Consider the following 12,973-nt stretch of genomic DNA (forward strand, 5'->3'; position numbering starts at 1 on the left):
CTAATATTGAAAGAAACCATAGACCCTAAGCAATTTATCACCCGGCTAAAAAATGATAAAAAGTGAAAATACCCTTTACAAAATCAAGCAATCTGTATACTCATCTTTGACACCTAAAACCGCCTCAAGTGCTGTAAAATCAACACTTTTGGCGGTTTTTTTAGAGCCTAAAACTGCGTACTATTTTCCTTTTTTGGTTTGTTTTAAAATTTTTTTCATGTTTTTTTGGGTTACTATTTCGAAGTCAGTCCTAAAGCCAAATGCATCATGCAATGCATCCGTAATTTCTGTTCGAGTAAATGCTGGTATGTATCCTTCACCATCTAACTCACGCATGTTCATATTCCTCAATGTACTGACTAGTTCAGGGCAAGTAAAACGTTCATCTACCTTTTTTTCCAAAATACGATACATCAATAGGGACAGAAAGCATGTCAGAAAATGTGCTTTTATGCGGGATTCTCTTTGTAAATAAACAGGTCGAGTCCGGAATTCACTTTTTAATATGCGGAATGTCTCTTCAATTTCCCATCTCCCCTGGTTAATTTTGATCACTTCCTCAATGGGAGATTCCAGATTGGTACATACCGCATAAAACCCATCATACATCGATTCCTTCTCTATTTGTTCTTGATTCAAAACCACTTGGGTTTTATCCGCAATTTCCCCATCATCCGTCACATGGGTGGATTTTATGAACCTTTTCGGATCATTTTGATGCGGTTTATTCAAAGAGCCGGGCTTCTCTATTTTTTTGATCGCTCGCTCAATTTGTTTCTCCCGAATGGATGATTGATATCGTTCATAAACAGGTGAATAGGTGACAATTAACTTTTGTTCCAAATCATTTTCTTTTATCCATCGCTCTTTATAATAGGTTCTTTTGTCATTTTCGAGCTGACGGATATCATTCAAGTTTATTTTTTTATTACTCCCAGGTATTCGCCATCCTTCTGGATCTAAAGCCCACTCCTTAAGAAATTTCTTTAGTTTTTTAATCGATTGTGTGGTCACAAATGCACGTTCTCCATAGGTGTTGTATATCCGGTTACCATTCGAAGAAAGACCAGCGTCCGTGCATACAACAAACTTGGAAAGATTAAAGTCTTTTAAAATGCGTTTTTCCAAGGGCTTCAACGTTGGTTGTTCATTGGCACTCCCGGGGTTCATACTGAAAGCGAGTGGGAGGCCAGATCCATCCATAAATAATCCCATTTGAACGATTGGATTCGGGCGATTTTCTTTCGAAACGCCATATTCCCTCAGGCTATCTTCTTCTTCAATCTCAAAGAAAAAATTAGTGCAGTCATAATAAAGAACCTGTGTGTTCCGCCCGACGACATTCAAGCTATTTTTATAAACTTTTTCCTCAATAAAATCTGATTGTTCTTCGAGGACGTTGAGGGCCCGATATATTTGATGTGTCTGAAAATGTGCGGGTTCTAGTAAATCCTTTGCGTGTTCAAATGTGCCTTTTTTAGAAGTGGGATGCAGAACGCGCAAATAGAGAAGACGCGTGAGAATCTCGTTGAGATCATATTCAAATTCATATTTTTGTGAGATCTCCTGACAAACTTTATCCAGTTTCAGCTCGTGATAAATAGATTGTAAAAAAAGATAACCAGTATTGAAGAGCGTTTGTTTATCTCGCTCAATTTGCTTGTCGGGATTGTATTTCGCAATGATTTTGTGATTATTTTCTTTTTCTTCTAGTGTTAATTTTTTGGCATATTCTTTTGCCCAGGTGTAGGGATCTATGCCAGGATGTTTTTTTAAAATTTCTTCGTGATTTCCCAAGGATTCAACAACTTTGGTTGTTCTTTTATTGTTTCGATAAATATCCTTAATCACAAAATAAGATGTAGAATTTTTAGAACGACTGACTTTAATGCGCACATAATCGCTCCTTAAACCAGCTTTAGTTATCTACATTATACCATATTACGAAATGTTACGAAATAATAAAAAGGAAAAATTGACAAAAAAATAAAGCCGCATCAAGGCTTTTGTCCATTTTTTAAGTTTTTAGGTGTCAAACTCCCGAATTTATCACCCGGCTAAAAAATGATAAAAAGTGAAAATACCCTTTACAAAATCAAGCAATCTGTATATAATAAAATTCGTTGGTATACGACATAGTTTTTAATTGCGACATACATAATCGGCAAGGCCCGTTGGTCAAGTGGTTAAGACACCGCCCTTTCACGGCGGTAACACGGGTTCGAATCCCGTACGGGTCACCATTTTGGGGAGGATTAGCTCAGCTGGGAGAGCATCTGCCTTACAAGCAGGGGGTCGCAGGTTCGAGCCCTGCATCCTCCACCATTCGTACGTTGTGTCAACTGGAATGAATAAACATTCCAATTGGTACACATACTTAGATAGTGATTTTTGTACATATGAAGCGTATGTTCAAAAGGAGTGTCATTTTTACCGGACCTTTTGAACAACTGCTACAAGCCGGCCTAGCTCAATTGGTAGAGCAACTGACTTGTAATCAGTAGGTTGGGGGTTCAAGTCCTCTGGCCGGCATCATTTTTTTATGTATAATATTTGTAAAGCTGTTAACAATACGGAGGGGTAGCGAAGTGGCTAAACGCGGCGGACTGTAAATCCGCTCCCTTTGGGTTCGGCAGTTCGAATCTGCCCCCCTCCACCATGATCATATTGTTGGGCTATAGCCAAGCGGTAAGGCAGCGGGTTTTGATCCCGTCATTCCCAGGTTCGAATCCTGGTAGCCCAGCCAATATTATGTTTGCAAATGAATTACATAAAAGGGAATGTTCAATAGGTGGTTTATCCTTCCCCATTTTGAATATGCTCTAAAATCAGAACTTATGATGCGATCAATGAGCCATTAGCTCAGTCGGTAGAGCATCTGACTTTTAATCAGAGGGTCGGAGGTTCGAATCCTCCATGGCTCACTAGAACAAAGGCGGAAGCTGAATGAATCGGAAATTTTTACGTTTTATTTTCCGTTATACAAGAAATCCTAGCCAAAAACTAGCAACCATAGTAAAATGAAGTAAACAAGGTCGTTCTGTAAAATGACAACCTTGTTTATTTGCATTTTAGACTATTTTTTTACATAATAGAGAGAGCTATTTTTTGAATAAAACGTACTTGAAACAGACACAAATATAGATATGATCTTTTTTGCAAAAGGATGAGTGGAATGAGGACTTCTAGAATCCCTGGGTTTTATAATATGGCGGTGGAAAAGCGACGTGAATGGTTAGCATCAAATTTACAACTGCAGGATGGGGAATTGGATCATTTGGAGAGTGCTCAATCATTGCCACTAGAGACGGCAAATAAGATGATTGAAAATGTTGTTGGTACTTATTCCTTACCATTAGGGATGGGTTTGAACTTTTTAATAAATGGAAGGGATTATGTCGTTCCAATGGCGATTGAAGAACCATCTGTTGTGGCGTCGGCCAGTCATATTGCTAAAATTGTCCGGGAAGCCGGCGGGTTTAAAACAAACGCTACTGAACGTGTCATGATCGGGCAAATTCAGATTATCGGCTGTCCGGATTTTAATGCTGCCAAAGAGGCCATTATTGCAGAGAAGAATGCACTGATCAATGATGCGAATGCGGCATACCCAAGTTTGGTTGCTAGGGGTGGCGGTGCCGAGGATCTGGAAGTTCGACTGTTAAATGATGATGCAGAATCGGATTACGGGAAGATGTTAGTGGTGCATGTATACATAAATACATGCGATGCCATGGGAGCCAACATTATCAACACGATGGTGGAATCATTAGCACCAACCATGGAAAAATTAACAAATGGGAAAGTATATTTGCGTATTCTTTCCAATTATGCCGACCGATGCCTGGCAAAGGCGATATGTGTCATCCCACCTGAATTGTTAAGAAAGGATGGCTTTACCGGGGAAGAAGTGCGTGATGGTGTTGTTCATGCATATAAGTTCGCTGCCTCTGACCCATACCGGGCGGTCACCCATAATAAAGGGGTCATGAATGGCATTGACCCGGTGGTTATCGCAACCGGTAATGATTGGCGTGCGGTAGAGGCTGCTGCCCATGCCTATGCATCACGTCATGGAAAATATGATTCGATGACAACCTGGTCCGTTGATAATCAGGGAAACCTGGTGGGGGAATTGGAGTTACCGATGTCGGTTGGAACTGTTGGCGGATCTATTCGTGTGCATCCGATGGCTCAGGTCGCTCATAACATATTGGATGTATCTTCTGCCAAGGAGCTGGCACAAGTCATTGTTGCTGTAGGACTGGCACAAAACCTTGGCGCATTAAAGGCTTTGGCAACGGAAGGCATCCAGAAAGGTCATATGGCATTACATTCTCGGTCGGTTGCTATGGCAGCAGGTGCTACTGGGGAGATGATCGATATTATTGCGGAACAATTGATTGAAGCAAAGGAAATCCGTGTTGGAAAAGCTAAAGAATTGGTGGAAGAATATATAAAATGAGTGCAGAAAAGGCAACAACTTCAGAACAAACAGCTATAGGATTAGCTCATAGTAAACTGATTTTAATTGGTGAGCATGCGGTTGTACATGGGCAACCTGCCATTGCCATTCCATTTCCGCTAGTTGGCGTGGAGTCCATTGTTGAACACGTCCCAGGAGCAGTTAAATTGGATAGTGCCATCTACCATGGGCCAATTGATTTAGCGCCGAATCAAATGGATGGGATTGTTAACTGTGTCCATGCGGCGTTAAGGGAATTGGGACTGCCATGTAAGGATCTATTAATTCGCATCAAATCTTCCATACCACCTGGCAAGGGACTAGGGTCGAGTGCTTCGGTGGCTATTGCAGTAATCCGGTCATTGTTTGCCTATGCAGATGAACCCTACACGGAAGAGGAACTGCTTAACCTTGCTAATATTTCGGAAACTTATGCACATGGCGCACCTAGCGGAATTGATACATTGACAATTACATCCGGATCACCGGTCTGGTATGAAAAAGACAGACCATTTGACTTTATTCAGCCAAAAGCGGACTTCCATTTTGTCGTTGCTGACTCTGGTCGAATGGGTGATACGAAGTCTGCGGTTGAATCGGTTGCAAACTTATTCAAATCCGCACCAAAGCGAATTCAGGCAAGCCTTGACCGGATAGGTGAAATCACACATCAGGCAAGACGTGCGCTGGAAAAGGCGAGTAAACACATCTTGGGGAAAACGTTGAATGAAGCACAAAAGGAACTGGAAGCGCTTGGTGTTAGTGATGCGGGATTAAACAGGCTGATTTATATAGCCCGAAAAGAGGGAGCACTGGGGGCAAAACTAACTGGTGGTGGAAATGGCGGTTGTATCATTGCGCTGGCACGAAATGAAGCACACTCCATCCATCTGACCGAGAAGCTGAAAAGAATTGGTGCACACGCAGTTTGGCCTTTTGTATTACGGCGGCAGATCTAAGTGAAATGGGGATATCGATGAAAGCAACAGCTAAAGCACATACAAATATTGCCCTTATTAAATATTGGGGAAAGCGGGACGATTCGTTAATTTTACCGATGAATAACAGCCTTTCCTTAACACTTGACGGGTTTTATACAACAACAACGGTAGCTTTTCGGGAAGAACTTTCACAGGATACGTTTTTTCTAAATGAGCAGGCTGTTACGGGGAGTCAATATCAACGGGTTGCAGCGTTTCTCGATCACATCCGAAACGAAACAGCGGTAACGAATTTAAATGCTGAAGTGCACTCCATTAATCATGTTCCCACTGCGGCCGGGTTTGCCTCCTCTGCTTCAGGATTTGCGGCATTGGCGGCAGCAGCGATCAAAGCACTTGATGTTCCAATGAGTGACGAGGATCTATCCAGGATAACCAGACAAGGATCAGGTTCTGCATGCCGATCCATTCACGGTGGATTCGTGGAATGGGTAAAAGGAACGAAAACGGATGGTTCCGATTCCTATGCTGTTCAGGTACAAGCCGCGGATCAGTGGGATGTAAGGGTCGCTGCTGTTGTTTTAACGGAAACGGCAAAGAAAATATCCAGCCGGGAAGGGATGAAGCGTACAGTAGCAACTTCTCCGTTTTATCCGGGCTGGATGGATAGTATCCCTCATGATTTGGAACAGATAAAGGACGGAATAGAACATCATGATTTTGAAAAGGTTGGCAGTATCGCTGAGGCAAATTGTCTGAAGATGCATGCTACAATGCTTGGGGCTGCACCACCGGTTATGTATTGGAATGATGCAACAGTTCGGGTCATGCGAGAGGTTCAGGCAATGCGAGAACGTGGTGTCCCCGTGTTTTTTACGATTGATGCCGGTCCCAACGTAAAGGTGCTCTATTTACCGGATGATGAGGCAATTGTAGAAAAGGCGCTTCACCAAATTCCTGGTGTACAAGATGTTACCTTAAGTCGCCCAGGACAGGGAATCACCTATCTATAAAGTGAAACAGGTGGGGGTATTACAGCCGGTTAATGCGTGATAAAAATGAGTAGGCGGGGGTAGGTTTGAAAAAACGCCCGCGATGCGAATATATTTTTTGGCGTTTTGTGCCTTAGGTAAAGCAAATGGTATAGATATAACAGCCTGTAAGTTCCTGATTCATATAGGAGTTGAAAAAATTGTCGAACACATCCATGACCATTCAAGTACCAGGAAAACTAATGGTTGCAGGTGAATTTGCTGTCCTTGAGCCGTATCATCAGTTAGTAGTAATGGCAGTTGACCGCTATGTTTATGCAACTATTACAGAACAAAATAACAATCGGCTGTCACTACTCGATTTTGCATTGACCGACCTGGAGTGGGACTATCATGCGAATAAGCTTGACATTCGTGCGCAGGATGACCGGCTTCGGTTTGTAGAAGATGCGATGACTGTGGTGCTTACATATTTAGTAGAAAATGAAATCAGGCTAAGCCATTTTCATTTAACGATAAAAAGTGAATTAGATGATGCCTCGGGAGTGAAATATGGGCTTGGCTCCAGTGCAGCTGTTGTAACATCCGTTATCGCCTCAATCCTACATATGCATTTAAATGAAAAACCTACAGCGGAATTGGTGTTTAAACTGGCAGCAATTGCACATGTGAAAACGCAAGGAAGTGGTTCAGGCGCTGATGTTGCCGCATCTTCCTATGGCGGTTTCCTTCAATACAGTTCATTCCAGGCAGAATGGTTGCTACAATCTTACCAGCAGGCTCATTCGATCATGGAGTTACTAAAGATGGAATGGCCTTATTTTTCTGTGAATCCAATTCAACTCCCTAAAGATATTTACATTTGTATTGGCTGGACAGGCAATCCCGCATCTACGTCAAGGTTAATCCCAAGAATCCGTGAGCTCAACAACCATCATCCAGAACTTTATCAGCAATTTTTACTAGATAGTAAACAAGCGGTGACCACCTTTTTGGAAGGTGTGGAAAAGAGTGATAAGGGTTTATTATTCAAGGGGGTTGCGGACAATCGAAATGCGCTGGCAACGGTCGGGAAAAATGCTGGGGTTGAAGTAGAAACCCCTTTGTTAAAAACGTTGTGTGATTTAGCGGAACAATATGGAGGAGTCGGAAAACCATCTGGTGCTGGCGGTGGTGATTGCGGAATCGCGTTCATGCCAAACCTGCAAATGGCCAATCGATTAATGAAGGCCTGGCAGGATGTTGGAATCAAACCGTTGACCATCAGTCCTAACCTTTTTGGGGCAACCATGGTAGAATAGATAAACAGTAAACAGGTATTATCCAAATAGGATGGTACCTGATTTTTTTGTGACTGGGTAAAGACATGGGCTGTCATGGGTAGATATTAACCGGACTTCGGCTGATTGCAATTGATTGTTGCATTGCCGGGGTCGATATTTCCTTTGTTCTGGTTGATAGTTAAGCCTATCAGGTTGATATTAGCATGTGTATGGTCGATAAAAGCACTGCCTCGGTCGATACACGCCCAACCCTGGTTGATATTAGATAAATTCGGTCGATGTTAGCTGCGTTTCGGTTGATATTAACATTCCGGAATTGATTGTGTAGTAACATTCAATCAATCGTGTGTCTATCCTAACAATCGCCTGAACCTTATTATGTATGAATATACAAAAAAATGTTGAGTTGAGTCATGTTCCCCTTTTTCGCTAAAATATACATATACAAGGGGGTTGGGAATATGTTAAAAGATATGTCGATTATTGGGGTACCGATGGATCTGGGACAAAGCAGACGGGGTGTTGATATGGGGCCGAGTGCGATGCGCTATGCTGGTGCTATAGAAAGATTACAGCGTTTACAATACCACGTTGATGATTTGGGAGATATTTCTATCAATCGTCCAGACCAGCAGTCGGATGAGCGGGAAGGAAACTTAAGAAATTTACCACAAGTTGCCGAAGCGAACGAAACATTAGCACAATTGGTAAATGAGGAGATTAATAAAAACCGCTTTCCGCTAATTTTCGGTGGGGATCATAGTATTGCCATTGGCAGCTTATCCGGAATCGCCAAGCACTACAACAATCTTGGGGTGATCTGGTATGATGCGCATGGTGATTTGAACTCCGGGGACACATCACCGTCAGGCAACATTCACGGAATGCCACTAGCCGTTAGCATGGGAATTGGCCATGAAAGGTTAACGAACATGTTGGACTACCAGCCAAAAGTGAAACCGGAAAATGTCGTTATTATTGGTGCACGTTCACTGGATCCGGGAGAACGTGAACTGATTAAAGACAAAGGGATTAAGGTGTTTACCATGCATGAAATTGATCGGATGGGAATGACTAGTGTGATGCGGGAAACGGTTGATTACTTAAAGCATTGTGATGGTGTTCATCTTAGTCTTGATTTGGATGGATTGGATCCATCGGAAGCACCTGGTGTAGGAACACCGGTGCTTGGCGGGCTAAGTTATCGCGAGAGTCATTTGGCTATGGAAATGCTTGCTGAAGCGGATATTCTGACATCAGCCGAATTTGTTGAAGTCAATCCAATCTTAGATGACAAAAATAAAACCGCAACACAGGCAGTTGGATTAATGGGATCTCTATTTGGTGAAAAATTAAAATAGCAATGAAAAAGACATTGAATTTCACTCGTGAGCTTCAATGTCTTTTTTGATTTTCCTGGTGGCGGGCACGCACGTGATTCTGAATTGTCTAACTCCTATGTGTACGTCAATTTTTATCCCCAAAACTATCCATATATCTAGTATACTATAATATGGAATTCCCGATATATTTATAATATAAAAGATATTACTTAAATGCGTGTTCAAAAAGGAGGATAAAAAGGACCGAGAAGTTCTAGGCGGCGTAGCTTTGAGCACCGGAGTGTACATAAAAGGTACATGAGGAGCGGAAAAGCAAGCCAACGACGAAATTCGAAGCGTCATTTTTACCGGACTTTTTGAACATCCTCTTGATGGAACAAAATGAAACCTTGTTCAAATGTGATTCGTAACATAATTACCGCGAGGCAAGCGGAGGGCTATTCATGGAATGGATGATAACGGAAAAAATAAAACAGGTGAAAAAAGGAGATCAGGCAGCCTTCGAGGATATTGTCAACTTTTTTCAGAATAAAATCTACCAGCATTGTTACCGTATGCTTGGCAATGTGCATGAGGCTGAAGATATCGCACAGGAAGCCTTCATTCGTGCTTATATTAACATTGATTCATATGATGAGAAGCGGAAATTCTCCACCTGGCTTTACCGGATTGCAACGAATTTAACGATTGATCGCTTACGAAAGCGAAAACCGGATTATTATCTTGATGCAGAAATAAAAGGCAGCAAAGGACTTACCATGTATTCGCACGTTCAGGCTGACAATCGGTTACCGGACGAGGAAGTGGAAGGTTTGGAACTCCAATGTTGTATCCATAAAGAAATTTATGCGTTACCACCCAAATACAGGGCAATCATTATTTTGAGGTATTTAGAAGAGTTTTCATTAAAAGAAATTAGTGAGGTCCTTGATATCCCATTGGGAACCGTTAAAACCCGGATTCATCGAGGGAGAGAAACGTTGCGTAAAAAGCTGCGCTACGTGTAAAAGGAGTGTGGACAGTTTGGGCGATCATGAGGCGATCAAGCTGATGCATAAATATTTTGACGGCGATTTAAGAAAGATAGAAGAGGAAAGTTTGCTGCGGCACCTGGAAAGCTGTCAAAGCTGCCAAGAGCACTTTCATGAGTTGAAACGAATGATCACCTGGGTCCAGAGCAGCAAAAAAATAGAAGCTCCATATGATTTTACTAAAAAGGTCATGGAAAAGTTGCCAAAAGAAAGGAAACGTATCAGTTATAAACGCTGGCTGAAGGCTCACCCAATCATTACTGCTGCGGCAATATTTATTGTATTATTGTTTGGCGGGATCCTATCATCCTGGAATCAAGATAACCAGCTGGTTGTTTCCAAACAGGATAATGTGATTGTCGATGGTGATATGGTTATTGTTCCGGAGGGAGTAACCGTTGCAGGCGATCTGATTGTTAAAAACGGCGATTTGCGAATTGACGGCACTGTCGATGGTGATGTCACCCTCATCAATGGTAAGCTAATTGATCAGACAATTGATGATGATGACCTTATGGCAACGGTTGGGGGAGTCAACGGTGAATTTAACCAAGTTGATCGAGTGTTCGATTGGATCTGGTTCAAATTGAAGCATATGTTTGATGCTGTCTTTTTGTTTTGAGGTGTTGTGTACTATTACAAAACGGGTGCATACACTTTAAGTTTCATTATACATATAAATTTATGATATAATGTATAATGTTAGTATGGACTAGGGTGAATGAAATTTTATGGGTAAAGGGAAGTGTAAACATGCTTGATGGGGGATTTGACTTTTTTAATCTGCTTCGAATCGGTGTCGATATTGCTCTCGTCTGGTATGTATTATATAAATTAATCATGTTAATCCGTGGTACGAAGGCTATTCAGTTACTAAAGGGAATTGCCGTCGTTCTGGTGGTTTGGCTGCTAAGTATTGTATTCGATCTCCAAACTGTTCAGTGGCTGACAAATTATTCGATAACATGGGGTTTCCTTGTCATTGTTATCTTGTTTCAGCCAGAGCTTAGAAGGGCATTGGAACAACTTGGTCGTGGCAACTTCTTTTCCAGTGGGGTAAAATCGGAGGAAGAGCGAATCGAACAGACAATTGAAGCACTTGTTCAATCTGCCAATTACATGGGTAAGCGACGGATTGGTGCACTTGTTTCGATTGCTCGCGAAACTGGCATGGGCGATTACACCGAAACAGGGATTCAGATTAACGGAAAACTGACCCACCAATTATTAACCAATATTTTTACCCCCAATACACCACTGCATGATGGTGCGGTGATTATCAATGGCGAAGAAATCGTTGCGGCAGCTTGTTATTTACCTTTATCCGAAAGTCCGTTTATTTCCAAAGAACTGGGGACGAGGCATCGGGCTGCAATGGGGATCAGTGAGGTAACTGATGCAATAACCATTGTTGTATCCGAGGAAACGGGCGGTATTTCCTGTACAAGGAATGGCGAATTACATAGGGATTTGGACCAGGACGCATTACGAAATTTCTTACGGGAAAATTTATTATTAACATTGAAATCCCCTGAATCAAAGTCGTGGATCAGGAGGGGGAAACGAAATGGATAATTGGTTTAGGAGTAAATGGTTTGTCCGGGCAGTTTCATTGGCTTTTGCGATTTTGTTATTCACGTTCGTTAATGTTGAAATAAGTGATAAAAACGCGGAAAAACAATTTTTTGGTACGTCAAAGGACTCAGAAGTAGTTGACAATGTTCCGGTTGATATCAAAATCGATAAAAACCAAGTCGTCAGTGGAGTTCCCAAAGATGTGCAGGTACAACTGGAAGGGCCAAAAAGTATGGTTGCACCAGCAGCTAAACAACGAAATTTTGACGTGTTTGTCGATTTACGAGGATTGGATGAAGGAGAACATAAGGTTGAAATCCAATATGCCAACGTAGCTGATGATGTGAAGGCATATATCGAACCGAAAACAGTTGATGTAGTGATTGAAGAACGCTCCTCGAAGGAATTTAATGTAAATGTTGACTTTATTAACGAAGATCAGCTTCCTGACGGGTATGAAATCGGGGACTTTGAGGTGAATCCGCAAACTGTAACAATCCGTAGTTCCAAGAGTGTTGTCGATCAGATTGCTGTTGTGAAAGTGTTTGTCGATGTTGCAGGATTAACGGATCCAATTAAGAGTCGGGAAGTACCCGTTAATGTGTATGACAGTCAGGGCAATGAGTTGAACGTAGCGATTAAGCCGGAAAACGTGGAAATATCCGCTGACATCAATCATCCCAATAAAAAGGTACCAGTCAGTGTGGAGACCACCGGAAAACTACCTGATGGTTATAGCATTGATTCAGTAACACCAAAAGTTAACGAGGTTACTCTCTATGGTCCGAGCAGCAGTTTAGAGAATATTAATACGATCACTACCGAAAAGATTGATTTGTCAAAAATAACCAAATCAGGCACCGTTGATGTTGATCTGGATTTACCAGACGGCGTGAAGGCTCCCGACCATGATTCGATAAAAGTAGATGTGGAAATTGAAGAAACAAATGAAGAAACAAATGAAGACATAAATGAAGAAGCAAGTGGACAAGCAAGTGAACAAGCAAGTGAAGAAGATAATGAGGAAGAAAACGAAGAAGCAAATGCACAAGAAAATGAACAGTCAAAAACAATTGGGAATGTCCCCATTGAGGTGAAAAACCTTGGTGAGGATAAGCAGGTCTCGTTTGTAAATCCGGAAAATCCAAATGTGAATGTAGAGGTTGCCGGCAAAGAAGAAGATATGGACAAACTTACTGCGGATGATTTCCAACTATCTATAGATGCGGATGGCTTGGATGAAGGTGAACATAAAGTACCGGTAACAATTGAAGGACCGAAAGACGCAGACACCAAAACGGAAGTTGAGGAAGCAACTATTGACATTACCGCTCCTTAAGGTT

General features: G+C 41.9%; 10 protein-coding genes and 6 tRNA genes. 15 read left to right on the forward strand and 1 reads right to left on the reverse strand.

The features are described from left to right. Window positions 1-180: 180 nt before the first annotated feature. A complete protein-coding gene (locus O2S85_RS01050; RefSeq protein WP_269410944.1) occupies window positions 181-1,896 on the reverse strand; it encodes an IS1634 family transposase in 1,716 nt (571 codons plus the stop codon). Window positions 1,897-2,168: 272 nt separating this feature from the next. Here O2S85_RS01050 and O2S85_RS01055 point away from each other — a divergent pair. The 15 genes from O2S85_RS01055 to O2S85_RS01125 all read left to right on the forward strand — a co-directional run bounded on the left by O2S85_RS01055 (window position 2,169) and on the right by O2S85_RS01125 (window position 12,969). After that, window positions 2,169-2,243: transfer RNA gene (locus O2S85_RS01055), tRNA-Glu, on the forward strand. 6 nt (window positions 2,244-2,249) lie between these two features. After that, window positions 2,250-2,325, forward strand: a tRNA-Val gene (locus tag O2S85_RS01060). 134 nt (window positions 2,326-2,459) lie between these two features. After that, a tRNA-Thr gene (locus O2S85_RS01065) sits at window positions 2,460-2,532 on the forward strand. A gap of 42 nt (window positions 2,533-2,574) precedes the next feature. Continuing rightward, a tRNA-Tyr gene (locus O2S85_RS01070) sits at window positions 2,575-2,659 on the forward strand. A gap of 12 nt (window positions 2,660-2,671) precedes the next feature. Further along, window positions 2,672-2,746 (forward strand) — tRNA-Gln (locus O2S85_RS01075). A 105-nt stretch (window positions 2,747-2,851) separates the two neighbouring features. After that, window positions 2,852-2,924 (forward strand) — tRNA-Lys (locus tag O2S85_RS01080). 251 nt (window positions 2,925-3,175) lie between these two features. Continuing rightward, window positions 3,176-4,465 (forward strand): hydroxymethylglutaryl-CoA reductase, degradative, encoded by a 1,290-nt coding sequence (locus tag O2S85_RS01085; protein ID WP_269410945.1) that lies wholly within the window; start codon window positions 3,176-3,178, stop codon window positions 4,463-4,465. Continuing rightward, the gene (gene mvk / locus O2S85_RS01090) at window positions 4,462-5,424 is read left to right on the forward strand and encodes a mevalonate kinase (RefSeq protein WP_269410946.1); all 963 of its coding nucleotides are present in this window, start codon (window positions 4,462-4,464) and stop codon (window positions 5,422-5,424) included. Before O2S85_RS01085 ends, mvk begins: the two co-directional genes overlap by 4 nt. A gap of 17 nt (window positions 5,425-5,441) precedes the next feature. After that, window positions 5,442-6,419 (forward strand): diphosphomevalonate decarboxylase, encoded by a 978-nt coding sequence (gene mvaD, locus O2S85_RS01095; RefSeq protein WP_269410947.1) that lies wholly within the window; start codon window positions 5,442-5,444, stop codon window positions 6,417-6,419. 179 nt (window positions 6,420-6,598) lie between these two features. Then, on the forward strand, window positions 6,599-7,699 hold the full coding sequence (locus tag O2S85_RS01100) for a phosphomevalonate kinase (RefSeq protein ID WP_269410948.1): 1,101 nt from the start codon (window positions 6,599-6,601) through the stop codon (window positions 7,697-7,699). 443 nt (window positions 7,700-8,142) lie between these two features. Further along, window positions 8,143-9,042: an arginase gene (rocF, locus tag O2S85_RS01105; RefSeq protein WP_269410949.1), complete on the forward strand. Its 900-nt coding sequence runs from the start codon at window positions 8,143-8,145 to the stop codon at window positions 9,040-9,042. 425 nt (window positions 9,043-9,467) lie between these two features. Continuing rightward, window positions 9,468-10,031 (forward strand): RNA polymerase sigma factor SigW, encoded by a 564-nt coding sequence (sigW, locus tag O2S85_RS01110; protein WP_269410950.1) that lies wholly within the window; start codon window positions 9,468-9,470, stop codon window positions 10,029-10,031. 16 nt (window positions 10,032-10,047) lie between these two features. Continuing rightward, entirely contained in the window at window positions 10,048-10,677 is a 630-nt protein-coding gene (locus O2S85_RS01115) for a zf-HC2 domain-containing protein (RefSeq protein ID WP_269410951.1), read from the forward strand. Between the two features lie 131 nt (window positions 10,678-10,808). After that, a complete protein-coding gene (gene cdaA, locus O2S85_RS01120; RefSeq protein ID WP_269412418.1) occupies window positions 10,809-11,630 on the forward strand; it encodes a diadenylate cyclase CdaA in 822 nt (273 codons plus the stop codon). Then, window positions 11,623-12,969: a CdaR family protein gene (locus tag O2S85_RS01125; protein WP_269410952.1), complete on the forward strand. Its 1,347-nt coding sequence runs from the start codon at window positions 11,623-11,625 to the stop codon at window positions 12,967-12,969. The genes cdaA and O2S85_RS01125 overlap by 8 nt, the downstream gene beginning before the upstream one ends. The last annotated feature ends 4 nt before the right edge of the window (window positions 12,970-12,973 follow it).

The sequence above is a fragment of the Lentibacillus daqui genome (assembly GCF_027186265.1).
Classification (GTDB): Bacteria; Bacillota; Bacilli; order Bacillales; family Amphibacillaceae; genus Lentibacillus_C; species Lentibacillus_C daqui.

What these genes read in the sequence shown, in the direction of transcription:
- rocF (WP_269410949.1), top strand. Translation starts at nt 8,143, where the DNA reads ATGTTAAAAGATATGTCGATTATTGGGGTACCGATGGATCTGGGACAA.
- O2S85_RS01085 (WP_269410945.1), top strand. Translation starts at nt 3,176, where the DNA reads ATGAGGACTTCTAGAATCCCTGGGTTTTATAATATGGCGGTGGAAAAG.
- mvaD (WP_269410947.1), top strand. Translation starts at nt 5,442, where the DNA reads ATGAAAGCAACAGCTAAAGCACATACAAATATTGCCCTTATTAAATAT.
- mvk (WP_269410946.1), top strand. Translation starts at nt 4,462, where the DNA reads ATGAGTGCAGAAAAGGCAACAACTTCAGAACAAACAGCTATAGGATTA.
- sigW (WP_269410950.1), top strand. Translation starts at nt 9,468, where the DNA reads ATGGAATGGATGATAACGGAAAAAATAAAACAGGTGAAAAAAGGAGAT.
- cdaA (WP_269412418.1), top strand. Translation starts at nt 10,809, where the DNA reads ATGCTTGATGGGGGATTTGACTTTTTTAATCTGCTTCGAATCGGTGTC.
- O2S85_RS01125 (WP_269410952.1), top strand. Translation starts at nt 11,623, where the DNA reads ATGGATAATTGGTTTAGGAGTAAATGGTTTGTCCGGGCAGTTTCATTG.